The 24,234-nt window shown below is 51.2% G+C and carries 22 protein-coding genes and 2 pseudogenes; 17 read left to right on the forward strand and 7 right to left on the reverse strand.

The genetic code is table 11. The annotated features are described in order from the left end of the window. Positions 1-2 precede the first annotated feature (2 nt). The 7 genes and pseudogenes from hybA to hybG all read left to right on the forward strand — a co-directional run bounded on the left by hybA (position 3) and on the right by hybG (position 5,428). A pseudogene (gene hybA / locus CRI63_RS13435) lies at positions 3-990 on the forward strand (hydrogenase 2 operon protein HybA). Then, positions 980-2,158, forward strand: a complete 1,179-nt coding sequence (gene hybB, locus CRI63_RS13440) for a Ni/Fe-hydrogenase cytochrome b subunit (protein WP_000017694.1) — start codon at positions 980-982, stop codon at positions 2,156-2,158. The pseudogene hybA and the gene hybB overlap by 11 nt, the downstream one beginning before the upstream one ends. After that, positions 2,155-3,858, forward strand: a complete 1,704-nt coding sequence (hybC, locus tag CRI63_RS13445) for a hydrogenase 2 large subunit (protein ID WP_000083065.1) — start codon at positions 2,155-2,157, stop codon at positions 3,856-3,858. Before hybB ends, hybC begins: the two co-directional genes overlap by 4 nt. Beyond that, the gene (locus tag CRI63_RS13450) at positions 3,858-4,352 is read left to right on the forward strand and encodes a HyaD/HybD family hydrogenase maturation endopeptidase (protein WP_001221940.1); all 495 of its coding nucleotides are present in this window, start codon (positions 3,858-3,860) and stop codon (positions 4,350-4,352) included. Before hybC ends, CRI63_RS13450 begins: the two co-directional genes overlap by 1 nt. After that, entirely contained in the window at positions 4,345-4,833 is a 489-nt protein-coding gene (gene hybE, locus CRI63_RS13455) for a hydrogenase-2 assembly chaperone (RefSeq protein WP_000134014.1), read from the forward strand. The genes CRI63_RS13450 and hybE overlap by 8 nt, the downstream gene beginning before the upstream one ends. Then, positions 4,826-5,167, forward strand: a complete 342-nt coding sequence (hypA, locus tag CRI63_RS13460) for a hydrogenase maturation nickel metallochaperone HypA (RefSeq protein ID WP_000544957.1) — start codon at positions 4,826-4,828, stop codon at positions 5,165-5,167. Before hybE ends, hypA begins: the two co-directional genes overlap by 8 nt. A 12-nt stretch (positions 5,168-5,179) precedes the next feature. Continuing rightward, complete coding sequence (gene hybG / locus CRI63_RS13465) at positions 5,180-5,428, forward strand: hydrogenase maturation factor HybG (protein ID WP_000334896.1); 249 nt, start codon at positions 5,180-5,182, stop codon at positions 5,426-5,428. Positions 5,429-5,550: 122 nt separating this feature from the next. Here the strand turns inward: hybG and yghU are convergent, their stop codons facing one another. Next, a complete protein-coding gene (gene yghU / locus CRI63_RS13470; RefSeq protein ID WP_135519775.1) occupies positions 5,551-6,417 on the reverse strand; it encodes a glutathione-dependent disulfide-bond oxidoreductase in 867 nt (288 codons plus the stop codon). 204 nt (positions 6,418-6,621) lie between these two features. Here yghU and gss point away from each other — a divergent pair, with 204 nt between their 5' ends. Together gss and pitB are read left to right on the forward strand one after the other, a co-directional pair. Beyond that, positions 6,622-8,481 (forward strand): bifunctional glutathionylspermidine amidase/synthase, encoded by a 1,860-nt coding sequence (gene gss / locus CRI63_RS13475; protein WP_135519777.1) that lies wholly within the window; start codon positions 6,622-6,624, stop codon positions 8,479-8,481. Between the two features lie 302 nt (positions 8,482-8,783). Further along, the gene (gene pitB / locus CRI63_RS13480; RefSeq protein WP_130218134.1) at positions 8,784-10,283 is read left to right on the forward strand and encodes an inorganic phosphate transporter PitB; all 1,500 of its coding nucleotides are present in this window, start codon (positions 8,784-8,786) and stop codon (positions 10,281-10,283) included. A 47-nt stretch (positions 10,284-10,330) separates the two neighbouring features. On the opposite strand, the gene CRI63_RS13485 is transcribed toward pitB, so the two are convergent. Further along, positions 10,331-11,023 carry a dTMP kinase gene (locus CRI63_RS13485; RefSeq protein WP_135487245.1) on the reverse strand — a complete coding sequence of 231 codons (693 nt, stop codon included), beginning with the start codon at positions 11,021-11,023 and terminating at the stop codon, positions 10,331-10,333. A gap of 173 nt (positions 11,024-11,196) precedes the next feature. Between CRI63_RS13485 and CRI63_RS13490 the strand changes: the two genes are divergently transcribed. The 7 genes and pseudogenes from CRI63_RS13490 (at position 11,197) to lptG (ending at position 17,667) form a co-directional block, all read left to right on the forward strand. After that, positions 11,197-11,910, forward strand: a complete 714-nt coding sequence (locus tag CRI63_RS13490; protein ID WP_135519779.1) for a dTMP kinase — start codon at positions 11,197-11,199, stop codon at positions 11,908-11,910. 31 nt (positions 11,911-11,941) lie between these two features. Further along, the gene (locus CRI63_RS13495) at positions 11,942-12,700 is read left to right on the forward strand and encodes a hypothetical protein (RefSeq protein WP_130218130.1); all 759 of its coding nucleotides are present in this window, start codon (positions 11,942-11,944) and stop codon (positions 12,698-12,700) included. A 46-nt stretch (positions 12,701-12,746) separates the two neighbouring features. Then, positions 12,747-14,099: a lipopolysaccharide biosynthesis protein gene (locus CRI63_RS13500; RefSeq protein WP_130218128.1), complete on the forward strand. Its 1,353-nt coding sequence runs from the start codon at positions 12,747-12,749 to the stop codon at positions 14,097-14,099. After that, a complete protein-coding gene (locus CRI63_RS13505; protein ID WP_130223987.1) occupies positions 14,096-14,920 on the forward strand; it encodes a hypothetical protein in 825 nt (274 codons plus the stop codon). Before CRI63_RS13500 ends, CRI63_RS13505 begins: the two co-directional genes overlap by 4 nt. 11 nt (positions 14,921-14,931) lie before the next feature. Then, positions 14,932-15,489, forward strand: coding sequence for a YtfJ family protein (locus CRI63_RS13510; protein ID WP_135519841.1), 558 nt, complete (start codon positions 14,932-14,934; stop codon positions 15,487-15,489). A gap of 30 nt (positions 15,490-15,519) precedes the next feature. Next, on the forward strand, positions 15,520-16,590 hold the full coding sequence (lptF, locus tag CRI63_RS13515) for an LPS export ABC transporter permease LptF (protein ID WP_135385482.1): 1,071 nt from the start codon (positions 15,520-15,522) through the stop codon (positions 16,588-16,590). Then, positions 16,587-17,667 (forward strand): annotated as a pseudogene (gene lptG / locus CRI63_RS13520) (LPS export ABC transporter permease LptG). The gene lptF and the pseudogene lptG overlap by 4 nt, the downstream one beginning before the upstream one ends. A 34-nt stretch (positions 17,668-17,701) precedes the next feature. Here lptG and CRI63_RS13525 read toward each other — a convergent pair. The 4 genes from CRI63_RS13525 to CRI63_RS13540 are packed head-to-tail and all read right to left on the reverse strand — an operon-like array spanning position 17,702 to position 21,765. Beyond that, positions 17,702-18,874: an aminotransferase class I/II-fold pyridoxal phosphate-dependent enzyme gene (locus CRI63_RS13525; protein WP_135519781.1), complete on the reverse strand. Its 1,173-nt coding sequence runs from the start codon at positions 18,872-18,874 to the stop codon at positions 17,702-17,704. Further along, a complete protein-coding gene (locus CRI63_RS13530) occupies positions 18,874-19,122 on the reverse strand; it encodes an acyl carrier protein (protein WP_000248097.1) in 249 nt (82 codons plus the stop codon). The genes CRI63_RS13525 and CRI63_RS13530 overlap by 1 nt, the downstream gene beginning before the upstream one ends. 31 nt (positions 19,123-19,153) lie before the next feature. Next, positions 19,154-20,068 carry an NAD-dependent epimerase/dehydratase family protein gene (locus CRI63_RS13535; RefSeq protein ID WP_135519783.1) on the reverse strand — a complete coding sequence of 305 codons (915 nt, stop codon included), beginning with the start codon at positions 20,066-20,068 and terminating at the stop codon, positions 19,154-19,156. Further along, a complete protein-coding gene (locus CRI63_RS13540; protein WP_240782754.1) occupies positions 20,065-21,765 on the reverse strand; it encodes a fatty acyl-AMP ligase in 1,701 nt (566 codons plus the stop codon). Before CRI63_RS13540 ends, CRI63_RS13535 begins: the two co-directional genes overlap by 4 nt. 396 nt (positions 21,766-22,161) lie before the next feature. Between CRI63_RS13540 and yghO the strand changes: the two genes are divergently transcribed. After that, complete coding sequence (gene yghO, locus CRI63_RS13545) at positions 22,162-23,304, forward strand: protein YghO (RefSeq protein ID WP_205713417.1); 1,143 nt, start codon at positions 22,162-22,164, stop codon at positions 23,302-23,304. A gap of 63 nt (positions 23,305-23,367) precedes the next feature. Here the strand turns inward: yghO and glcC are convergent, their stop codons facing one another. After that, entirely contained in the window at positions 23,368-24,138 is a 771-nt protein-coding gene (gene glcC, locus CRI63_RS13550) for a transcriptional regulator GlcC (RefSeq protein WP_135487255.1), read from the reverse strand. Between the last annotated feature and the right edge of the window lie 96 nt (positions 24,139-24,234).

Here is a 24,234-nt window from a genome sequence, read left to right on the forward strand (position 1 = left end):
CCGTGAACAGACGTAATTTTATTAAAGCAGCCTCCTGCGGGGCATTGCTGACGGGCGCACTGCCGTCTGTCAGTCATGCGGCTGCTGAAAACCGCCCGCCAATTCCGGGATCGCTGGGTATGTTGTACGACTCGACCTTGTGCGTAGGCTGTCAGGCTTGCGTCACCAAGTGTCAGGATATCAACTTCCCTGAACGTAACCCGCAAGGGGAACAGACCTGGTCGAACAACGACAAACTGTCGCCGTATACCAATAACATCATTCAGGTGTGGACCAGCGGCACGGGCGTCAACAAAGACCAGGAAGAGAACGGCTACGCGTACATTAAGAAACAGTGTATGCATTGCGTCGATCCGAACTGTGTCTCCGTGTGTCCGGTCTCTGCACTGAAAAAAGATCCGAAAACCGGCATTGTCCATTACGACAAAGACGTGTGCACCGGCTGCCGTTACTGCATGGTTGCCTGTCCGTACAACGTGCCGAAGTACGACTACAACAACCCGTTTGGTGCGCTGCATAAGTGCGAGCTGTGCAACCAGAAAGGTGTGGAACGTCTCGATAAAGGCGGTCTGCCTGGCTGTGTAGAAGTATGCCCGGCGGGCGCGGTGATTTTTGGTACGCGTGAAGAGCTGATGGCGGAGGCGAAAAAAACGTCTGGCGCTGAAGCCTGGCAGCGAATACCACTATCCGCGTCAGACGCTGAAATCTGGCGACACTTACCTGCACACGGTGCCGAAATATTATCCGCATCTGTACGGCGAGAAAGAAGGCGGCGGTACTCAGGTTCTGGTACTGACGGGTGTGCCTTATGAAAATCTCGACCTGCCGAAACTGGACGATCTTTCTACCGGTGCGCGTTCCGAAAATATTCAACACACCCTGTATAAAGGCATGATGCTACCACTGGCCGTGCTGGCGGGCTTAACCGTGCTGGTTCGTCGCAACACCAAAAACGACCATCACGACGGAGGAGACGATCATGAGTCATGATCCACAACCGCTGGGCGGCAAAATCATCAGTAAACCGGTCATGATTTTTGGACCGTTAATCGTCATCTGTATGCTCCTGATTGTGAAGCGTCTGGTGTTCGGTCTGGGCTCTGTCTCTGACCTGAACGGCGGCTTCCCGTGGGGCGTGTGGATCGCGTTTGACCTGTTGATCGGCACCGGCTTTGCCTGTGGCGGCTGGGCGCTGGCGTGGGCGGTATACGTCTTTAACCGTGGGCAATACCATCCGCTGGTGCGTCCGGCGCTGTTGGCGAGTCTGTTTGGTTACTCACTGGGTGGTTTGTCGATCACCATCGACGTTGGTCGCTACTGGAACCTGCCGTACTTCTACATTCCGGGTCACTTCAACGTGAACTCGGTACTGTTCGAGACGGCGGTCTGTATGACCATCTACATCGGCGTGATGGCACTGGAGTTTGCTCCGGCACTGTTTGAACGTCTGGGCTGGAAAGTGTCGCTCAAGCGTCTGAACAAGGTGATGTTCTTCATCATCGCGCTCGGTGCGCTGCTGCCAACTATGCACCAGTCTTCAATGGGGTCGCTGATGATCTCGGCGGGCTACAAGGTGCATCCGCTGTGGCAGAGCTATGAAATGTTGCCGCTGTTCTCGCTGCTGACGGCGTTCATCATGGGCTTCTCGATTGTCATCTTTGAAGGTTCGCTGGTGCAGGCGGGTCTGCGTGGCAACGGTCCGGATGAAAAGAGTCTGTTCGTCAAGCTGACCAACACCATCAGTGTGTTGCTGGCGATTTTCATCGTGCTGCGCTTTGGCGAGCTTATCTATCGCGACAAGCTGTCGTTAGCGTTTGCCGGTGACTTCTACTCCGTGATGTTCTGGATTGAAGTCCTGCTGATGCTCTTCCCGCTGGTGGTTCTGCGTGTGGCGAAGCTGCGTAATGATTCCCGCATGCTGTTCCTGTCGGCACTGAGCGCGCTGTTAGGTTGTGCAACCTGGCGTCTGACCTATTCGCTGGTGGCATTCAACCCGGGCGGCGGTTACGCCTACTTCCCGACCTGGGAAGAACTGTTGATTTCTATTGGTTTTGTGGCTATTGAGATTTGCGCTTACATCGTACTCATTCGTCTACTGCCGATACTTCCTCCTTTAAAACAAAACGATCATAATCGTCATGAGGCGAGCAAAGCATGAGCCAGAGAATTACTATTGATCCGGTAACCCGAATTGAAGGGCATTTACGCATCGATTGCGAAATCGAAAATGGCGTCGTTTCGAAAGCATGGGCTTCCGGTACCATGTGGCGCGGCATGGAAGAGATCGTGAAAAACCGCGATCCGCGCGATGCATGGATGATTGTGCAACGTATCTGTGGCGTATGTACTACTACTCACGCGCTGTCTTCCGTCCGTGCGGCAGAAAGTGCGCTGAATATCGACGTTCCGGTTAACGCGCAATACATCCGTAACATCATTCTGGCTGCGCACACCACGCATGACCATATCGTTCATTTCTATCAGCTTTCGGCGCTGGACTGGGTGGACATCACTTCTGCACTGCAAGCTGATCCAACCAAAGCCTCCGAAATGCTGAAAGGCGTTTCGACCTGGCATCTGAACAGCCCGGAAGAGTTCACCAAAGTTCAGAACAAGATCAAAGATCTGGTTGCCAGCGGTCAGTTGGGTATTTTCGCCAATGGCTACTGGGGTCACCCGGCGATGAAACTGCCGCCGGAAGTGAACCTGATTGCGGTAGCGCACTACCTGCAGGCGCTGGAGTGCCAGCGTGACGCTAACCGCGTCGTGGCGCTGCTGGGCGGTAAAACGCCGCACATTCAGAACCTGGCGGTAGGTGGTGTCGCGAACCCGATCAACCTCGACGGTCTGGGTGTGCTGAACCTTGAGCGCCTGATGTACATCAAGTCCTTCATTGACAAGCTGAGCGACTTTGTTGAGCAGGTTTACAAGGTTGATACCGCCGTTATCGCCGCGTTCTATCCGGAATGGCTGACGCGCGGTAAAGGTGCTGTGAACTACCTGAGCGTGCCGGAATTCCCGACCGACAGCAAAAACGGTAGCTTCCTGTTCCCGGGCGGTTACATTGAGAATGCGGATCTGTCCTCGTATCGTCCGATCACTTCCCATTCCGATGAATACCTGATCAAAGGGATTCAGGAAAGCGCGAAGCACTCCTGGTATAAAGACGAAGCGCCACAGGCACCGTGGGAAGGCACCACCATTCCGGCTTACGACGGTTGGTCTGACGACGGTAAATACTCCTGGGTGAAATCGCCGACTTTCTACGGCAAAACGGTAGAAGTGGGTCCGCTGGCTAATATGCTGGTGAAACTGGCGGCAGGTCGCGAATCTACCCAGAACAAACTGAATGAAATCGTTGCGATTTATCAGAAACTGACTGGCAACACGCTGGAAGTGGCGCAACTGCACTCCACGCTGGGCCGTATTATTGGTCGTACCGTTCACTGCTGTGAATTGCAGGATATCCTGCAAAACCAATACAGTGCACTGATCACCAATATCGGCAAAGGCGATCACACCACCTTTGTGAAGCCGAACATTCCGGCAACGGGCGAGTTCAAAGGCGTTGGCTTCCTCGAAGCGCCGCGCGGTATGCTCTCTCACTGGATGGTGATCAAAGACGGTATCATCAGCAACTACCAGGCAGTTGTTCCATCAACCTGGAACTCTGGTCCGCGTAACTTCAATGATGACGTCGGTCCTTACGAGCAGTCGCTGGTGGGTACACCGGTTGCCGATCCGAATAAACCGCTGGAAGTGGTGCGTACCATTCACTCCTTCGACCCGTGCATGGCCTGTGCGGTACACGTAGTGGATGCCGACGGCAACGAAGTGGTTTCAGTGAAGGTTCTGTAATGCGTATTTTAGTCTTAGGGGTCGGCAATATTTTGCTGACCGATGAAGCCATCGGTGTGCGGATTGTTGAAGCGTTAGAGCAACGATACATTCTGCCGGATTATGTTGAGATCCTCGATGGCGGCACGGCGGGAATGGAGCTGCTTGGCGACATGGCAAATCGCGATCATCTGATTATTGCGGATGCCATTGTCTCGAAAAAGAACGCGCCGGGAACGATGATGATCCTGCGGGATGAAGAAGTTCCGGCGTTGTTTACCAACAAAATCTCTCCGCATCAGCTTGGCCTGGCCGACGTCTTGTCGGCCCTGCGCTTCACCGGTGAGTTTCCGAAAAAGCTGACCCTGGTCGGCGTGATCCCGGAATCGCTGGAGCCGCACATCGGCTTAACGCCGACGGTTGAAGCAATGATTGAACCTGCGCTTGAGCAGGTTCTGGCTGCGCTGCGCGAATCAGGTGTGGAAGCTATCCCACGGGAGGCGACTCATGACTGAAGAGATAGCAGGTTTCCAGACCTCCCCGAAGGCGCAAGTACAGGCAGCGTTTGAAGAAATTGCCCGGCGTTCGATGCACGATCTCTCTTTTCTGCATCCTTCAATGCCGGTGTATGTTTCCGACTTTACGCTGTTCGAAGGTCAGTGGACGGGGTGTGTGATCACCCCGTGGATGCTGAGTGCAGTTATCTTCCCCGGCCCGGATCAACTCTGGCCGCTGCGCAAGGTGAGTGAAAAAATCGGTCTGCAACTGCCGTATGGCACTATGACCTTTACCGTTGGCGAACTGGACGGTGTGTCGCAATACCTCTCCTGTTCGCTGATGTCGCCGCTTTCGCACAGCATGTCGATTGAAGAGGGCCAACGCCTGACGGATGACTGCGCGCGAATGATCCTTTCGCTGCCAGTTACTAATCCGGATGTACCACATGCAGGGCGTCGCGCCCTGCTGTTTGGTCGCAGGAGTGGCGAAAATGCATGAGTTGTCGCTTTGCCAGAGTGCCGTTGAAATTATCCAACGGCAGGCGGAGCAGCACGATGTTAAGCGCGTCACCGCCGTGTGGCTGGAAATTGGCGCGCTCTCCTGCGTTGAGGAGAGCGCCGTCCGTTTTAGTTTTGAAATTGTCTGCCAGGGAACGGTGGCGCAAGGGTGCGATTTACATATCGTCTATAAACCCGCCCAGGCCTGGTGCTGGGATTGCAGCCAGGTGGTGGAGATTCATCAGCACGATGCGCAGTGTCCGCTCTGTCACGGCGAGCGGTTGCGTGTCGATACCGGCGATTCGCTGATCGTCAAAAGTATTGAAGTTGAATAACCGGAGTTAACAATGTGTATTGGCGTTCCAGGCCAGGTGCTGGCTGTCGGTGAAGATATTCACCAGCTTGCGCAGGTTGAAGTATGTGGTATCAAGCGCGACGTGAATATCGCCCTGATTTGCGAAGGTAACCCTGCCGATCTGCTGGGCCAGTGGGTACTGGTACACGTCGGATTTGCCATGAGCATCATCGACGAAGACGAAGCCAAAGCCACATTAGACGCACTGCGCCAAATGGATTACGACATTACCAGCGCGTGATGATTAGCTTTCGTAGGCCTGATAAGACGCGGCAGCGTCGCATCAGGCATTGTGCTCGATTGCCGGATGCGGCGTGAACGTCTTATACGGCCTGGATGGCTTGCTGCGACGCACGCTAACCCTTACCCCTGGCGCTTATCTTCTGTATTTGTCTCAAAATCACTGGCGTCATGGCGCTCATGCAACTGCTCGTTCAGCCGCCCGTTGGTGCGGTTAACAATACGCCCACGTTTCACCGCCGGACGTTCGCCCACTTCTTTCGCCCAGCGTTGCACGTGCTTATAACTGCCCGCATCAAGAAACTCTGCGGCATCATACACGCCGCCTAACACCACGTTGCCAAACCACGGCCAGATCGCCATATCCGCAATGGTGTACTCGTCTCCCGCAACAAACTTGTGCTGCGCCAGTTGCTTATCCAGCACGTCGAGCAGGCGCTTGGCTTCCATGGTAAAGCGGTTAATGGCGTACTCAATTTTCACTGGCGCGTAATGATAAAAGTGACCAAAACCACCACCGAGGAACGGCGCAGCGCCCTGTAACCAGAACAACCAGTTCATCGTTTCAGTTCGCTTCGCCAGATCCTGCGGCAGGAAGTAGCCAAATTTCTCGGCCAGATAAAGCAGAATCGATCCTGACTCATACACGCGGATCGGCGGGTTATGTGTATGATCGCGCAGAGCGGGAATTTTCGAGTTCGGGTTCACTTCGACAAAACCGCTGGAGAATTGATCGCCATCGCCAATGCGAATCAGCCACGCGTCGTACTCTGCGCCGGTGACGCCCAGCGCCAGCAGCTCCTCAAGCATAATCGTTACTTTCTGACCGTTCGGCGTTCCCAGCGAATAGAGTTGCAATGGGTGTTTGCCAACGGGCAGCGTTTTTTCATGTGTCGGACCAGAAACCGGGCGATTGATATTGGCGAACGCGCCGCCAGCGGATTTATCCCACGTCCAGACTTTCGCGGGCTGATAAGTATTGTCTGCCATAGTGAGTTGCCTTCTGAGTGGTAGTGTTGAAGCAGTGTAGCAGGTCACTTGCTGTACAGAATGTGAATTTTTTAACCCTTTGCGCCAGCCGCTGCGTTGAGGTGTATGATAAGTCTAACCTCTGTCCGGTTAATGTCGCTGAGCAGGTAATCAGAGCACAACAATTACGCCAACTGCTTAGGTTGTATTGTTAAAGGTAAAGTGATGAGCAAAGGAACGACCAGCCAGGATGCCCCGTTCGGGACGTTATTGGGCTACGCCCCCGGTGGTGTAGCAATCTACTCTTCAGATTACAGTTCTCTCGATCCGCAGGAATACGAAGATGACGCCGTATTCCGTAGCTATATCGACGACGAATATATGGGCCACAAATGGCAATGCGTTGAGTTTGCTCGCCGTTTTCTCTTTCTGAACTACGGTGTGGTCTTCACTGACGTGGGCATGGCGTGGGAGATTTTCTCGCTGCGCTTCCTGCGTGAAGTGGTTAATGACAACATTCTGCCATTGCAGGCATTTCCTAACGGTTCGCCGCGTGCGCCGGTCGCGGGCGCGCTTCTTATCTGGGATAAAGGCGGTGAATTTAAAGACACCGGCCATGTCGCCATTATTACGCAATTACATGGCAACAAAGTCCGTATTGCCGAACAGAACGTGATTCATTCCCCGTTGCCGCAAGGGCAACAGTGGACGCGCGAGCTGGAGATGGTGGTAGAAAACGGCTGCTATACCCTCAAAGACACCTTCGATGACACCACTATTCTGGGCTGGATGATCCAGACGGAAGATACTGAATACAGCTTACCGCAGCCGGAAATTGCAGGCGAGCTGCTGAAAATCAGCGGAGCGCGCCTGGAAAACAAAGGCCAGTTTGACGGTAAATGGCTGGATGAAAAAGATCCGCTGCAAAACGCCTATGTGCAGGCCAACGGTCAGGTGATTAATCAGGATCCGTATCATTACTACACCATTACGGAGAGCGCCGAACAGGAACTGGTTAAAGCCACCAACGAGCTGCACCTGATGTATCTTCACGCCACCGATAAAGTGCTGAAAGATGACAACCTGCTGGCGTTGTTCGACATTCCGAAAATCCTCTGGCCGCGTTTGCGCCTCTCCTGGCAGCGTCGTCGCCACCATATGATCACCGGTCGTATGGATTTCTGTATGGATGAACGTGGCCTGAAGGTCTATGAATACAACGCCGATTCAGCCTCTTGTCATACTGAAGCGGGCTTGATCCTCGAACGCTGGGCGGAGCAGGGCTATAAAGGCAATGGCTTCAATCCGGCGGAAGGGCTGATTAACGAACTGGCTGGCGCGTGGAAACACAGTCGCGCGCGTCCGTTTGTCCATATCATGCAGGACAAAGATATCGAGGAAAACTATCACGCGCAGTTTATGGAGCAGGCGCTGCAACAGGCGGGCTTTGAAACGCGTATCTTGCGCGGGCTAGATGAACTGGGCTGGGATGCTGCCGGACAACTGATTGATGGGGAAGGACGACTGGTTAACTGCGTGTGGAAGACCTGGGCGTGGGAAACGGCGTTTGATCAGATTCGTGAAGTCAGTGACCGTGAATTTGCTGCGGTCCCGATTCGCACTGGTCACCCGCAAAATGAAGTGCGCCTGATCGACGTTCTGCTACGCCCGGAAGTGCTGGTCTTTGAACCGCTTTGGACGGTGATCCCTGGCAACAAAGCGATTCTGCCAATTCTTTGGTCGCTGTTCCCGCATCATCGTTATCTGCTGGATACCGATTTCACTGTTAATGATGAACTGGTGAAAACTGGTTACGCCGTGAAACCGATTGCCGGTCGCTGTGGTAGCAATATCGACCTGGTCAGCCATCATGAAGAGGTGCTCGACCAAACCAGCGGTAAATTTGCCGAGCAGAAAAACATCTACCAGCAACTGTGGTGCCTGCCAAAAGTGGACGGTAAATACATTCAGGTATGTACCTTCACCGTGGGCGGCAACTACGGCGGGACGTGTTTGCGCGGCGATGAATCTCTGGTCATCAAAAAAGAGAGTGATATTGAACCGTTAATTGTGCTGAAAGAGTAATAGACTTTTTCGCAAACCCGTGCTGATTATCAAAAATAATCAGCACGGAGAATCGTTCATGGAATGCTCAAAATATTGAACATTGGAATACATTAAGTCAACAAATTCACTATATGAATGTATTAATGATTGAAATGATTCGCCATTAATTATTTCTTAAAACTTTGAATGGCAACTTATTATCTGATACTAAAGAAATAACACTCTTTTTATCGTTAAAAAATGATATTTCACTTTGCCCGCGCCGTTAAAGTCACTGATAATGCGTCCGTTCGTAAATTCAAAATGGCGTAATCTAATATATGCTAAATTTATTTGTTGGCCTTGATATATACACAGGGCTTTTGTTATTACTTGCTCTGGCATTTGTGTTGTTCTACGAAGCAATCAATGGTTTTCATGACACGGCGAATGCGGTGGCAACCGTTATTTATACTCGTGCCATGCAGCCACAACTTGCCGTGGTGATGGCGGCATTTTTTAACTTTTTTGGCGTATTGCTTGGCGGACTTAGCGTCGCCTATGCCATCGTCCATATGTTGCCAACTGATTTGTTGCTGAATATGGGGTCAACCCACGGTCTGGCGATGGTCTTTTCCATGCTGCTGGCGGCGATTATCTGGAACCTGGGAACGTGGTTCTTTGGTTTACCGGCCTCCAGTTCGCACACATTGATTGGCGCGATTATCGGCATCGGCTTAACCAACGCGCTATTGACCGGCTCGTCGGTGATGGATGCGTTAAACCTGCGTGAAGTGACCAAGATTTTCTCCTCGTTAATTGTCTCCCCCATCGTCGGCCTGGTCATTGCGGGTGGTCTGATTTTCCTGCTGCGCCGTTTCTGGAGCGGGACGAAAAAGCGTGACCGTATTCACCGAATTCCTGAAGATCGCAAAAAGAAAAAAGGCAAACGTAAGCCGCCATTCTGGACACGTATTGCGCTGATTGTTTCCGCTGCGGGCGTGGCGTTTTCGCACGGTGCGAACGACGGGCAGAAAGGGATCGGCCTGGTGATGCTGGTGCTGGTGGGGATAGCGCCCGCTGGTTTCGTCGTCAATATGAATGCGTCTGGTTATGAAATTACCCGTACCCGCGATGCAGTGACTAACTTCGAACACTATCTGCAACAGCATCCTGAACTGCCGCAGAAGTTAATTGCGATGGAACCTCCATTGCCTGCGGCATCGACTGATGGCACGCAAGCGACGGAGTTTCACTGTCATCCGGCAAATACCTTTGATGCGATTGCGCGCGTTAAAACGATGCTGCCGGGCAATATGGAAAGCTACGAGCCGTTAAACGTAAGTCAACGCAGTCAGCTGCGCCGTATTATGCTTTGTATCTCTGATACCTCTGCGAAGCTGGCGAAACTGCCAGGCGTTAGCAAAGAAGACCAGAGCCTGCTGAAAAAACTGCGCAGCGATATGTTAAGCACCATTGAATATGCTCCAGTGTGGATAATCATGGCGGTGGCTTTAGCACTCGGTATTGGCACCATGATTGGCTGGCGCCGTGTAGCGATGACCATCGGTGAGAAAATTGGTAAGCGCGGCATGACGTATGCGCAAGGGATGGCGGCGCAGATGACGGCGGCGGTATCAATCGGTCTTGCCAGCTATATTGGGATGCCTGTTTCCACAACTCACGTACTCTCTTCTGCGGTGGCGGGGACGATGGTGGTAGATGGCGGTGGGTTACAGCGTAAAACGGTAACCAGTATCCTGATGGCGTGGGTGTTTACCTTACCGGCGGCAATTTTTCTGTCTGGTAGTCTGTACTGGATTGCATTGCAGCTTATCTAACCTTCCTGTTAATGCCCGGTCCTGCGATCGGGCATTATCACTTCTGACTAGTGATAACCTCGCGCTGTCATGAAATCCATTATCGCTTTTTCCGCATCAACCAGCACTTGTTCCAGCGGTTGATTGGCATCGATATCAACCAGTTGTGCGCCTCCAAAGGTTAACTGTGGCGTTATGGCTATCTTCCTTTCCAGCGATTCCCTTTTGTGGTCAGGCTTACGCGCGCAGGCCACGTCCAGGGAGACATTGAGTTTGATGACTAGATCAGGCTTATGGCTCGCCATCCAGTGAAATGCTTTACGTTCCTGACTTGCCAGCCATGAGACAAAACGACCACCTTCAACGTTAGGCGGGAACACCGTACCATCGTAAGCGCCAGGAATCTGGTCCTGTGGATAACGGTCGGTTAAAACAATTAACCCGCGACGACGACAGGCAAGCATATGACGAAAGCGCAGTAAGCGGCGGGCGACAAACGCTGTAATTACCAGCGCCGGAACTGGCCCAGGCAATTTTTTCGCTGTTTTCACTTTATTGCGTTCAATTGATTTATTAAGCGATTTTCCCATTAAGGGTAGTTTTACCACTGCACGACCGACATTTCCGGCTTGCTTTCCTAAATGAACTCTTTCTGCGGCACCATATTTTTCGACAACGGTAATGAGATGTTCACAAACCGTTGACTTGCCTGAACCATCACTACCAATAACGGCTATTAATGGAGGTGTTATAGACTGCATGAATATATCCTTAAATTTAAATATCCATCCCAAATATTTATCTGGTTAATATGTTTTAATGAAAGCGTAATTCAGGTCAATGTCACAATTAACCATTGTCACAATAAGGTTGAACGGATATTCTGAGCACGGACCACGTAATATTCAATACATTATTTGCTGCCGGGTTTTTCGTGAATCAACGTAATATGTCAATAATTAATTCCATGCCAGTGCGTGTTATTGCCATTGTGGGATGTGATGGTTCAGGTAAATCGACCCTCACGGCAAGCCTGGTGAATGAACTGGCAGCAATAATGCCAACAGAACACATTTATCTCGGGCAGTCTTCCGGACGAATTGGCGAATGGATTTCACAGTTCCCTATAATTGGCGCCCCTTTTGGGCGTTATCTGCGGGGTAAGGCAGCTCATGTACATGAAAAGCCCTCAACACCGCCTGGCAATATTACCGCGCTGGTTATCTATTTGCTTTCCTGCTGGCGCGCGTACAAGTTTCGAAAAATGTTGAGAAAAAGCCAGCATGGCTTTTTGTTGATTACCGACCGCTACCCGCAGGTTGAAGTCCCTGGCTTTCGTTTTGATGGCCCACAACTGGCTAAAACTGAAGGCGGTAATGGCTGGGTAAAAATGTTAAGGCAGCGCGAGCTGAAGCTGTACCAATGGATGGCGTCTTATTTGCCCGTATTGTTGATTCGTCTTGGCATTGATGAACAAACCGCGTTTTCGCGTAAACCTGATCATCAACTGGCGGCTTTACAGGAAAAAATCGCCGTTACGCCGCAACTGACTTTCAACGGCGCCAGGATCCTTGAACTGGATGGTCGGCAACCAGCCGATGAAATCCTGCAAGCGTCACTACGTGCAATTCACGCCGCACTTTCCTGATCACCAAAATGGATAGGGGATGATTTAAAGAATGGATGCACTACAAACGCAAGCTGTTAACAGCACTACCGCGCCGCAGCCCAGCTACATTCCGGGGCTAATTGCGGTGGTCGGGTGCGATGGCACCGGCAAATCCACGCTGACCACCGATCTGGTGAAATCATTGCAACAGCACTGGCAAACCGAGCGGCGCTATCTGGGGCTGCTCTCGGGCGAAGACGGCGACAAAATCAAACGATTACCGTTGGTTGGTGTCTGGCTGGAGCGGCGACTGGCGGCAAAATCCTCGAAAACCCAAAGCATGAAAACTCGCTCTCCGGCGCTCTGGGCGGCGGTGATTATGTACTGCTTCTCGCTGCGAAGAATGGCGAACCTTCGTAAGGTTCAGCGACTGGCGCAAAGCGGCGTTCTGGTGGTCAGCGATCGCTTTCCGCAGGCGGAAATTTCCGGTTTTTATTATGACGGGCCGGGGATTGGCGTCGAGCGCGCGACCGGGAAAATCAACCAATTTCTGGCGCAGCGCGAGCGGCAGTTATACCAACAAATGGCGCAGTACCGTCCTGAATTAATTATTCGTTTGGGGATTGATATTGATACTGCCATCTCCCGCAAGCCTGACCATGACTATGCCGAATTGCAGGACAAAATCGGCGTCATGTCGAAGATTGGCTATAACGGCACAAAAATTTTAGAGATTGATTCCAGAGCGCCCTACAGCGAAGTGCTGGAACAGGCACTGAAAGCGGTTTCTCTGGTTGCCATCGTTTCTGACCGCCGAAGTTTGACTTAAGGCAGGCTGGATATTTTTCATTTTTCAACGATAAGGTCAGGCTGAATTGGCAGGTTTTAACATCAAACATTGGTTTGCAGATGGAGCCTTTCGCACCATTATTCGTAACAGCGCCTGGTTAGGTTCCAGCAATGTCGTGAGTGCCTTGCTGGGATTACTGGCGCTTTCGTGCGCCGGTAAAGGGATGACACCAGCGATGTTTGGCGTACTTGTCGTCATACAGTCTTATGCCAAGTCGATTAGTGATTTTATTAAGTTTCAGACATGGCAGTTGGTGGTGCAGTACGGAACGCCAGCATTAACCAACAATAATCCCCAGCAATTCCGCAATGTCGTCTCATTTTCCTTCTCGCTGGATATCGTCAGCGGCGCGGTGGCGATTGTCGGCGGCATTGCCTTACTCCCTTTTCTTTCCCATTCATTAGGTCTGGATGACCAAAGTTTTTGGCTGGCGGCGCTCTATTGCACGCTCATTCCTTCAATGGCTTCCTCCACGCCGACCGGCATTCTGCGTGCGGTAGATCGCTTCGATTTGATTGCTGTACAGCAGGCGACGAAACCTTTTCTGCGCGCAGCGGGGAGCGTCGTAGCCTGGTATTTTGACTTTGGTTTTGCGGGTTTTGTTATCGCGTGGTACGCATCGAATCTGGTTGGCGGCACCATGTACTGGTGGTTTGCCGCGCGCGAATTACGCCGCAGAAATATCCATAACGCCTTCAAATTGAATCTGTTTGAGTCTGCCCGACACATCAAAGGCGCATGGAGTTTTGTCTGGTCAACCAACATTGCCCATTCCATTTGGTCGGCGCGTAATTCATGTAGCACGGTACTGGTGGGGATCGTATTAGGGCCAGCTGCTGCCGGGTTATTTAAAATCGCCATGACATTCTTCGATGCCGCAGGGACGCCCGCCAGTTTGTTGGGTAAGAGTTTTTACCCTGAAGTCATGCGATTAGATCCACGAACTACCCGACCGTGGCTCCTGGGCGTGAAGTCTGGATTACTGGCTGGTGGGATTGGCATTCTGGTGGCGCTGGCCGTGTTAATCGTTGGCAAGCCACTTATTTCACTGGTGTTTGGTGTTAAGTATCTCGAAGCGTATGACCTGATCCAGGTGATGCTCGGAGCCATTGTTATTTCGATGCTGGGTTTCCCACAGGAGTCATTATTGCTAATGGCAGGGAAACAGCGTGCTTTTCTCGTGGCGCAAACCATCGCCTCTATCGGCTACATCGTGTTGCTGTTCATGTTCTGCCATCTGTTTGGCGTGCTGGGGGCAGCATTTGCTTACTTCGGTGGGCAATGTCTTGATGTGGTGCTCTCGTTAATTCCGACATTGAAGGCGTTCTTTCAACGCCATTTATTGGCCTATAACGCAGTGGGAGAAAAATCCCAATGATGAAAAAATATTTTCCACTTGAGGTCAGTGAGCGTTTATTTATCGCGGTCGAAGAAGATGATGTTGTTGACGCTCAAGTTAGCTTACCACCAACGATCGCACTGCGTTGTTCATCGGAAATTATTCATGATAATTATGCATTATGCCTGAGATTCTGGTTGGACGGCGTCAATCGCAAGGCGTTGCTCCACCTGACTCTGAAGCAGGCTAAAGGTGACTCTCTTACCGACGAAGAACGCAAACAGTATAAATACATGCGAGCGCGCTACAAGCATCTGCGTTTTGCGCAACGGCTGTATTTAAAGAAGCATCAGGCTGGTTTTTTATTTGGCAAAACGACCGTTTTTCTGGGGCGTTTTCAGGATGGTTTTCGTAACGGTAAGAAAAATATTGTGTCGTATTACGGCAACCTGTTACGTATTTATTTAAGCTCTCCTGTCTGGTGGCTGGTGAACTATTCATTACGCCATAGCCAGCTAGAAAGCGTTAATGGTTTTATCGCTTATCGGCAGAAGCAAATGCGCATCCTGAAAGAAATTATTGCCAGGCCGCAGCTAACCGGCAGGGAATTTCATGATGTGCGAAAAATCATCAGTCAGCAGGTTTCTTATTACGACACTCTAAGATCGCTTGATCCCGAAAATACAGAGGCGTTGCAGATTTCCCGCTTCCTGGCGGCCATTAATGGCCTGATGGGGGATAAGCACGACGACATGGTGGCGGATGATTTGGACAATCGCCAATCGTATGATGCGCCAGTGGCACTCGACAGCGATATTCGTCAGCGCTTAGAACTGCTGATTTCGCGTTTTCCGCTATAACCGGAGTAATGATGCCCTCTCGTCTGATTACTGCGCTGATATTTTCACTCTTCTCGTTCTGCGCCACTGCGCACAATTTCGTCATCGGAAAACCGGTCACACCTGTTTATATTCAGGATGGTGGCGAATTACTGCTCAAAAATGACGAAATTTACTATCAAAAGTGGAACAGCACGCAACTGAAAGGAAAAGTCCGCATTATTCAGTATATCGCCGGGCGAAAGTCAGCGAAGAAGAAGAACTCTCTGTTAATCAAAGCAGTAGAAACAGCAAGCTTTCCTCAGGATCGTTTTCAGCCCACCACCATTGTGAACACCGATGATGCCATCTTTGGCACTGGCTATTTTGTGACAGGTAAAATTGAAAAAAATAAACGTCGTTATCCGTGGGCGCAATTCGTAATCGACGGCAGCGGTCTGGGGCGCGTTGCCTGGCAACTACCGGAGCAGAGTTCAACCATTCTGGTGCTGAATAAAGCCGGGAAAATTCAGTGGGCAAAGGACGGCAGCCTGACGCCAGAAGAGGTTGATCAGGTCATTGCGTTGGCGCAGAAGCTGATCAATGAATAAAAAACTCAAAGGATTGAGGGCGTTAGTGAGATGAAGCTGGTTGAACACTACATCATGCGTGGTACACGCCGTCTGGTGCTGATTATCGTTGGTTTTTTGATCTTTATCTTCGCCAGTTACTCTGCACAGCGTTACCTGACCGAAGCAGCCAATGGGACTTTAGCGCTTGATGTGGTACTTAATGTTGTTTTCTACAAAGTGCTGATAGCGCTTGAAATGTTACTTCCAGTGGGCCTGTATGTGTCAGTTGGCGTGACGCTAGGGCAGATGTATACCGACTCGGAAATTACCGCTATCTCTGCGGCGGGCGCCAGTCCCACACGTTTGTATAAAGCCGTTCTGTATCTGGCAATTCCATTAAGCATTTTTGTCACGCTGTTGTCGATGTATGGTCGGCCCTGGGCTTATGCGCAGATTTATCAACTGGAACAACAGTCGCAGTCGGAGCTGGATGTTCGCCAGTTGCGGGCAAAGAAATTTAACACTAACGATAACGGACGAATGATCCTTTCGCAGACGGTTGATCAAGACAATAATCGCCTGACTGACGCGCTGATTTACACCTCTACCGCCAACCGAACCCGCATTTTCCGTGCCCGTTCGCTTGATGTTGTTGACCCCTCTCCGGAGAAGCCAACCGTTATGTTGCATACCGGCACGGCTTATATACTCGATCATCAGGGCAGTGACGACAACGAACAGATCTACCGTAATCTGCAATTACATCTCAATCCACTGGATCAAAGTGCCAACGTCAAACGTAAAGCGAAATCGGTCGCGGAACTGGCGCGCTCTGTATTTCCTGCCGATCATGCCGAACTGCAATGGCGACAAAGCCGTGGCCTGACAGCGTTGTTAATGGCTCTGCTGGCTATCTCTTTAAGTCGGGTAAAACCGCGGCAAGGGCGATTTTCAACGTTACTGCCACTGACGTTGCTGTTTGTTGCCATTTTTTATGGCGGCGACGTCTGCCGTACGCTGGTGGCTAACGGCGCTATTCCCCTCATTCCTGGTTTGTGGTTAGTGCCCGGACTCATGCTAATGGGCCTGTTGATGCTGGTCGCACGCGACTTCTCCTTGCTGCAGAAATTTTCCCGATGAATGTTTTCAGTCGCTATTTAATCCGTTACCTCTTTCTCGGTTTTGCCGCCGCCGCAGGGCTATTGCTGCCGCTTTTTACCACCTTCAACCTGATTAACGAACTGGATGATGTCAGTCCGGGCGGTTATCGCTGGACTCAGGCGGTGCTGGTGGTGCTGATGACCTTACCGCGCACACTGGTCGAACTTTCGCCGTTTATCGCCTTATTGGGTGGTATTGTTGGCCTGGGGCAGTTATCGAAAAACAGTGAGCTTACCGCCATTCGCAGCACGGGGTTTTCTATCTTCCGTATTGCACTGGTGGCGCTGGTTGCCGGGATATCGTGGACTGTTTCGTTAGGCGCGATAGATGAGTGGGTGGCGTCACCATTGCAGCAACAGGCGCTGCAAATCAAATCGACTGCCACCGCGTTGGGGGAGGGACGATGACATTACCGGCAATATGCTGTGGGCCAGGCGCGGTAATGAATTTGTGACGGTAAAATCGCTAAACGAGCAGGGCCAGCCGGTGGGCGTGGAGATATTTCATTACCGCGACGATCTCTCGCTCGAATCCTACATTTATGCACGCAGTGCCACCATTGAAGACGACAAAACGTGGATCCTGCATGGTGTGAATCATAAAAAATGGCTGAATGGCAAAGAAACGCTGGAAACATTAGATAATCTTGCCTGGCAATCGGCCTTCACCAGTATGAATCTTGAAGAGTTATCGATGCCGGGGAATACTTTTTCTGTCCGTCAGCTTAATCATTACATCCATTATTTGCAGGAAACCGGGCAACCCAGCAGCGAATACCGCCTTGCACTGTGGGAAAAACTGGGGCAACCGATCTTAACCCTGGCGATGATTTTGCTGGCTGTACCGTTTACCTTTAGCGCTCCGCGCTCGCCAGGGATGGGTAGCCGTCTCGCTGTAGGCGTCATCGTTGGCTTACTCACCTGGATCAGCTATCAAATCATGGTCAATCTGGGATTGCTATTTGCGTTGAGCGCACCCGTTACCGCGCTCGGTTTACCGATAGCGTTTGTGCTGGTGGCGTTGAGCCTGGTGTATTGGTATGACAGTCAACATTAAACCCGCCGTGGCGCAACACCACGGCGGGCTCACGTTACTGCTTCAGAGTAGCAAATGCCTGAATGATGGCATCGATTTGCTCACGACTGTGGGCAGCGTTTACGCTACAGCGCAGCAGCGTCATGCCCGCCGGCGCGGCAGGTGGCAGGATAAGATTCACATACACGCCCAGCGAAATAAGCTCACGCCAGATGCGTAAACCTTCCTCTTTCGAACCGATTATTACCGGCACTACCGGGCTAATATGTGAGCTTAACTCGTAACCCAATTTTTGCAGCCCGTCATACAGATGGTTGGCGTTATCCATCAGCTTTTGCCGCAGCTCTGGTTGTGTGGCAATGGTTCTTAACGACGAGCGCACGGTCGCAATGCAGGAAGGAGAAGGAGAGGCGGTAAAAATATACGGACGGCTGCCGTAGCGCAGCACTTCCATCGCTTCCGAACCCACGGCAAAACCACCAATAGAAGCCAGGCTTTTACTGAAGGTGCCAACGATAATATCCACATCATCTTCAACGCCAACGGCTTCAACCAATCCGCGCCCCGTTGCGCCTAACACGCCGAACGAGTGAGCTTCATCGACAATTAAATATCCGCCGAGACGACGTTTGATATCAACAATTTCCGCCAGCGGCGCAACGTCACCGAGCATACTGTAGATACCTTCAACGATGATAATCGCCTCTTTTGCCCGTTCACCGAGGCGAACCATGCGACGTTCCAGATCGTTGGCGTCATTATGGCGGAAACGAATAATCTCCGCGCCGCCGAGAGAACAGGCGTCATAAATACTGGCGTGGCTGTCGGCATCCAACAACACCACGGCGTTATGGTCGGCGAGTGCGCTGATGACACCTAAATTAGCGGTATAACCGGTTGAAAAAACGATAGCGGTAGGGCGATTGAAAAACTCGGCAATCTCTTTCTCTAACGCCAGGTGCGGCGCATAACTGCCATTCGCCATACGTGAGCCGGTGGTGCCGGTGCCTTGCGTCGCTAACGCTGCTTGACCATCGGCGATGGCATCATGATTGAAGGTTAAACCGAGATAATTATTGGTCCCGGCCAGGATCACTTTTTTATTGCCGATACACCCTTCGGTGGCGGAATACACTTCATCAATACAGGTGCCAAACGGCGTTAACCCGTTATCGCTAAATTGCAGTCGCTCGCCCGCAAGGCGCGCATATTTATCGTATAGCCCCATTATTTATTCTCCAGCCATGGAAGTAGTGTTTCCATTAATTGCGCAGGGGTTTTGACATCCAGCAGAATATTAATAGGAATGGAAATATCAAATCTGTCTTCCAGCATCATTAAGAGATCCATCACTTTAATCGACTCCAGGCCGAGATCGTTGACGAGATCGCTGTCAGGCTTAATTTCCACACCGTTTTCGACCAAATCCTGTAAACAGGAAAGGATGTAATCCATTACTATTTCACGATTTACCATAGAAACGTTAACACACCTTTAAACAAGACAATCAAAATAGCCCGTTGCGTAATGCGTGTTCCAGGCTAATCCCGGGAAACCAATTAATATCTTCAGAAATACGGTTATTACTTGCCGACCAGTCAACATGAGTTAATTCACCCAATTTTGAGCGGGTCAGCATGGGTTCTTTACCTGCCAGGCGACTCAACGCGGTACTGACATCTGCAAGGCAGGTGAGCAACGGCAGAGGAACGCCGACCATCCGTACAGCTCCTTGACGGGCGGCGGCGGCCAGTTGTTGCACGTGCTGCCAGTCATATCCACCGGCGACACCATCACATAATTCATACGTTTGCGTCTGTACGGAATCGGTGCTTAACCACTGACCCACGGCTTGCGCGAAATCGGTGACGTGCAGGAAAGAGAGTTGTGTATCTGGTGCGCCCAGCCGTGGCAGCAGGCCACGCAGCATCCAGTCAAACAGTGGTTTTAACTCTTTATCGCCGGGACCATACACGGCTGTTGGGCGAAAAATGCCCAGCGTAATTTCGTCCGCCATTGCTGCCAGTCGTTGTTCGGCGACGTGTTTGGATTTCGCGTACCAGGAGAGTTCGGGATGGCGCGCCGCCAGCGAAGAGATAAACAGAAAACGTTGGCAAAAACCGCTCTCTTTTGCCGCCTGCATCAGGCGCAAGCTGCCGTCAACGTTACAGCGAGTAAAGACATCCTCTTTGTGTCCGCGTACTTGCCCGGCGCAATGGACCACAGCACCGGCACCAGCAACCAGCTCGCTAAGTGAATGCGTATCTTCCAGCGAACCGCGCACCCAGGTAACGTTATCGTTATGGTGAGCACGGGAAGTACGCGTCAATGCGCGGACGTGAAAGCCGCGGGCGAGCAGATTATCGATAATATATTTACCGATAAACCCGGTAGCGCCCGTCACCGCGACCGTTTGATTCATTGCGCAAAACCTGCGAGGGATTCCTGCACATGAAGATTGGCGGCATAGGCTTTCTGATAACGTTTTTTCGCTTCTGCGCGGGCAGGTTTACCGGAAGATGTGCGCGGAATACTGTGTGGTGGTAACAAGTCGATAGCCGCCGAAACGCCAAATTCGCTTTGTATCCGTGCCGCCAGAGAATGGATTAGCTGGGCGCGACGATTTTCGTCGCTGATCCGGCACTGGATCTGCAAAATGATTTTTTCCTGGGCGGTAACAAAAGCAATGGCATCGCCAGAATGAATTTCTGGTTCCTGTTCCGCAATGTATTCAATATCCTGCGGCCAGATATTGCGGCCACGAATAATAATCAGATCTTTAATACGCCCAGTGACATAAAGGTAACCGTCCAGCAGATAACCGAGGTCGCCGGTATCTAACCAGCCCGTCGCCGCGATATCGTCCTGCGAAGTCTGGTCGCCAAAATAGCCGCTCATCAGGCTGGGACCAGAAATACAAATATGGCCCACTACGCGTTCGGCTACTGGCAGACCCGCTTCATTACGAATTTCAATGCCATGTTCCGGCAACGTTTTACCGCAGTTGACGAAAGTCGATACGGCGCGTGTCTCAGCACCCGGTGCGACGGCTTTACCCTGATATTCAAGGATGTCGCGATCCACTTCGTTAACCACAACCCCGGAGGCTTCATCGGAGAAGCTGACGGCCAGCGCGTTCTCTGCCAGTCCGTAGCAGGGCATAAAGGTTTTATCGTCAAAGTTAACCTGACGGAAACATTCAGCGAACTGATGGAGCTGTTCTGCTGAGATGGGTTCTGCGCCAATACCCGCAACGCGCCAGCAGGAAAGATCCAGTTCAGCGAGATCTTTTTCATTCACGCGGCGCTGGCACAATTCATAGCCAAACGGCGGCGCAACGGAAACGGTGCCACGATTTTTACTGATCAATTTAAGCCATTGCAGTGGGCGCATGGCGAAATCCTGGGTACGTAAATAATCCACCGAAAGCTGCGTAGCGACAGGTGTCAGGAGAAAACCGACCAGCCCCATATCATGGTAGAAAGGCAGCCAGGAGACGCAGCGGTCGCCGGGGCGTAATTTAATGCCATCGTGGCTTATGGCGCGTAGATTAGCCATCACTTCGCGGTGAGTGATGATAACGCCACGGGGAAAACGGGTGCTGCCGGAGGTGTACTGGAGGTAGGCGATATCGTCTGGAACTGGACGCTGGAGTGCAACATCGGCTTCTGGTAATGCCTTAAACCAGGCGTGGCTTAAAACATGTAATTTGGGGTTGTCATGCGTCGCGGCATTGACCAGCGGCAACCATTCATCGCCAGTGATTATCGCGGCTGGTTGGCAGCTTGCCAGTAAACCTTGCAGTTTGGTGCTCCAGGAATCACGCTGACCGACGCCCATTGGAATCGCCAATGGTACGGCAACTAATCCAGCATACTGGCAGGCAAAAAATGCCTCGACAAACCCGCTGCTGGTTTCGGCAATCAGCGCCACGCGATCGCCTTTTTTCAGGTTCAGCGATAGCAGCCGCTTTGCTCCTGTTTCGGCGCGCACGTTTAGTGTCTGATATTCCAATTTTTCTTCAAGTTGGCAACGCCTGTCATAAAAACTCATTCCGGCGCTTCCCAGCGCGGCATAGTCCAAAGCATCAACAAGCGTTGGAAAATCGGCATAGCGCATAGGCAGGGAATGCGTAAAAATTTTATTGGACATATACACCACGAAAAAATTGGATATCAAAAATAAAGTGACAATAATGCGGTGGATTATATATGCATAAAAGATAAATGAGATAGTATTTTCATTGGTGTGATATTGAACATTGATTTAAATAATGCTTTAAATCTTAACTCTGTTTATTGTGAATAATATTTAATTTATGAATATATTAAGATAATGCTCTGGCGGGTCGCATTAAGTCCACAATAGTCATGTTGATCGGCTAACGGTAGCTCTGGTTTATCGTAATTATTCATAAATATTATTTTATTTTTCTTTGCATTCACCGAATGGATTTTTAAGGTGCCGTCCGTTGCTGTTTATTTTCAGCATTAATTATTTGTTATCCACTAAGATATGGAATGCGATCTGCTGATGATTAAAATTGAAAAAGTAATAAATAAAAACGACTTAAAAGCATTTATCGCTTTTCCGTCGTCACTTTATCCCGATGATCCGAACTGGATCCCTCCTTTATTCATTGAACGCAGCGAGCATCTGTCAGCGAAGAATCCGGGGACGGACCATATCATCTGGCAGGCATGGGTGGCGAAAAAAGAAGGGCAGGTAGTAGGGCGCATTACCGCGCAAATCGATACCTTACACCGCGAGCGTTACGGCGAAGATACCGGTCATTTCGGCATGATTGACGCCATTGATGATTCGCAGGTTTTTGCCGCGTTGTTTGGCGCAGCGGAAGCATGGCTGAAGTCACAAGGTGCAAGCAAGATCAGCGGACCTTTTAGCCTGAATATCAATCAGGAAAGCGGATTACTGATTGAAGGTTTCGATACACCGCCATGCGCGATGATGCCGCACGGTAAACCGTGGTATGCCGCGCATATCGAACACTTGGGTTATCACAAAGGCATTGATTTACTGGCGTGGTGGATGCAGCGAACCGATCTCACTTTCTCTCCGGCGCTAAAAAAACTGATGGATCAGGTGCGCAACAAGGTGACCATTCGCTGTATTAATCGTCAGCGGTTTGCCGAAGAGATGCAGATCCTGCGTGAGATTTTCAACTCCGGCTGGCAGCACAACTGGGGATTTGTGCCGTTTACCGAACATGAATTTGCGACCATGGGCGATCAACTTAAGTATCTGGTGCCGGACGATATGATCTACATCGCCGAGATTGATTCTGCACCCTGCGCGTTTATTGTCGGCTTACCGAACATCAACGAGGCGATTGCCGATCTGAACGGATCGCTCTTTCCTCTAGGCTGGGCAAAATTACTGTGGCGCTTGAAAGTCAGCGGTGTGCGGACCGCGCGAGTGCCGCTGATGGGCGTGCGGGACGAGTATCAGTTCAGCCGCATCGGCCCGGTGATTGCTCTGTTATTGATTGAAGCCTTACATGATCCGTTTGCCCGCCGGAAGATCGATGCGCTGGAAATGTCATGGATCCTCGAAACCAATACAGGCATGAATAACATGCTGGAACGCATTGGGGCGGAGCCGTACAAGCGTTATCGCTTGTATGAAAAGCAGATTTAACTCCAGATCCCATTAAGCGCACAAGACAGCCCCCTCGCCTCGGGGATAGGGGGAAAACGCTGCTCACATCCCCCCTTTGTTCATCTCCTGCGGCACCGCCGAACGAATCAAGTGGTGGCCTTCCAGCTCAATATCGTGGAGATTCTTTTTCACGGTCCGCACATGATCGCGGGCGGCGCGCTGGGCGACATGCGGGAGTCGCTGCAACACCGCGTTATAGATCCGCGCATGCTGGCGATCGATCTGCTTTTTTTGCTGTGGCCGATGGTAGAGATTATTCACGCTGGCAAACACCGAATTAAACATCAGATCGGTCAATGATTGCAGCGTAAACACCAGCACCTGATTGTGGGAAGCCTGACAAATGGCGAGATGGAAAGCGTGATCCAGCTGTGCATGTTCGATCAGCGAAAGCTCTTTGTTGTGCTCACTGGCGGCGAGCATTTTTTCATAACAGCGGGTTATCAAAACAAAATCAGCCTGGGTTCCCAGCGTAGCCGCCAACCTTGCCGATTCGCCTTCCAGCAATGCGCGAACATCAAGCAGATCGTACAGCGTTCGCGGCTGCGTGCTGAACAGATGAATTAGCGGGCTGGTGTCCTGCACCCGATTAAGCCGTGCGACACGCGAATCGCGACCCTGCGCTGTTTCAATAATCCCGCGCCCGCGCAGCACGGTCAGCCCTTCACGCAGTGCGGAGCGTGAGAAGCCGAGCTTTTCACACAGTCGACGTTCTGAAGGAAGCGGCTGCCCGACCTTCAGCACGCCGTCGATAATTAACCGTTCGATACTTTCAGCAACTACTTCGCAAATAGGGCGACGTTCATCTTTCATTCCCGGACCTCGTGCACAGGTAGGACCAATTTTTCTGTTCTTAACTCGCAAAACACGCACATCACGTAAGTGATTATGTTACATCAATTTAACATT

The sequence above is a fragment of the Escherichia sp. E2661 genome (assembly GCF_004745185.1).
Lineage (GTDB): Bacteria > Pseudomonadota > Gammaproteobacteria > Enterobacterales > Enterobacteriaceae > Escherichia.

Coding starts and splice junctions, on each gene's coding strand:
- yghO (WP_205713417.1), top strand. CDS start 22,162: ATGGAATGCGATCTGCTGATGATTAAAATTGAAAAAGTAATAAATAAA.
- CRI63_RS13525 (WP_135519781.1), bottom strand. CDS start 18,874: ATGGGGCTATACGATAAATATGCGCGCCTTGCGGGCGAGCGACTGCAA.
- CRI63_RS13530 (WP_000248097.1), bottom strand. CDS start 19,122: ATGGTAAATCGTGAAATAGTAATGGATTACATCCTTTCCTGTTTACAG.
- hybB (WP_000017694.1), top strand. CDS start 980: ATGAGTCATGATCCACAACCGCTGGGCGGCAAAATCATCAGTAAACCG.
- lptF (WP_135385482.1), top strand. CDS start 15,520: ATGAAGCTGGTTGAACACTACATCATGCGTGGTACACGCCGTCTGGTG.
- hybE (WP_000134014.1), top strand. CDS start 4,345: ATGACTGAAGAGATAGCAGGTTTCCAGACCTCCCCGAAGGCGCAAGTA.
- CRI63_RS13540 (WP_240782754.1), bottom strand. CDS start 21,765: ATGCGCTATGCCGATTTTCCAACGCTTGTTGATGCTTTGGACTATGCC.
- CRI63_RS13495 (WP_130218130.1), top strand. CDS start 11,942: ATGGATGCACTACAAACGCAAGCTGTTAACAGCACTACCGCGCCGCAG.
- pitB (WP_130218134.1), top strand. CDS start 8,784: ATGCTAAATTTATTTGTTGGCCTTGATATATACACAGGGCTTTTGTTA.
- CRI63_RS13535 (WP_135519783.1), bottom strand. CDS start 20,068: ATGAATCAAACGGTCGCGGTGACGGGCGCTACCGGGTTTATCGGTAAA.
- CRI63_RS13450 (WP_001221940.1), top strand. CDS start 3,858: ATGCGTATTTTAGTCTTAGGGGTCGGCAATATTTTGCTGACCGATGAA.
- yghU (WP_135519775.1), bottom strand. CDS start 6,417: ATGGCAGACAATACTTATCAGCCCGCGAAAGTCTGGACGTGGGATAAA.
- hybG (WP_000334896.1), top strand. CDS start 5,180: ATGTGTATTGGCGTTCCAGGCCAGGTGCTGGCTGTCGGTGAAGATATT.
- hybC (WP_000083065.1), top strand. CDS start 2,155: ATGAGCCAGAGAATTACTATTGATCCGGTAACCCGAATTGAAGGGCAT.
- glcC (WP_135487255.1), bottom strand. CDS start 24,138: ATGAAAGATGAACGTCGCCCTATTTGCGAAGTAGTTGCTGAAAGTATC.
- hypA (WP_000544957.1), top strand. CDS start 4,826: ATGCATGAGTTGTCGCTTTGCCAGAGTGCCGTTGAAATTATCCAACGG.
- CRI63_RS13485 (WP_135487245.1), bottom strand. CDS start 11,023: ATGCAGTCTATAACACCTCCATTAATAGCCGTTATTGGTAGTGATGGT.
- gss (WP_135519777.1), top strand. CDS start 6,622: ATGAGCAAAGGAACGACCAGCCAGGATGCCCCGTTCGGGACGTTATTG.
- CRI63_RS13505 (WP_130223987.1), top strand. CDS start 14,096: ATGATGAAAAAATATTTTCCACTTGAGGTCAGTGAGCGTTTATTTATC.
- CRI63_RS13510 (WP_135519841.1), top strand. CDS start 14,932: ATGCCCTCTCGTCTGATTACTGCGCTGATATTTTCACTCTTCTCGTTC.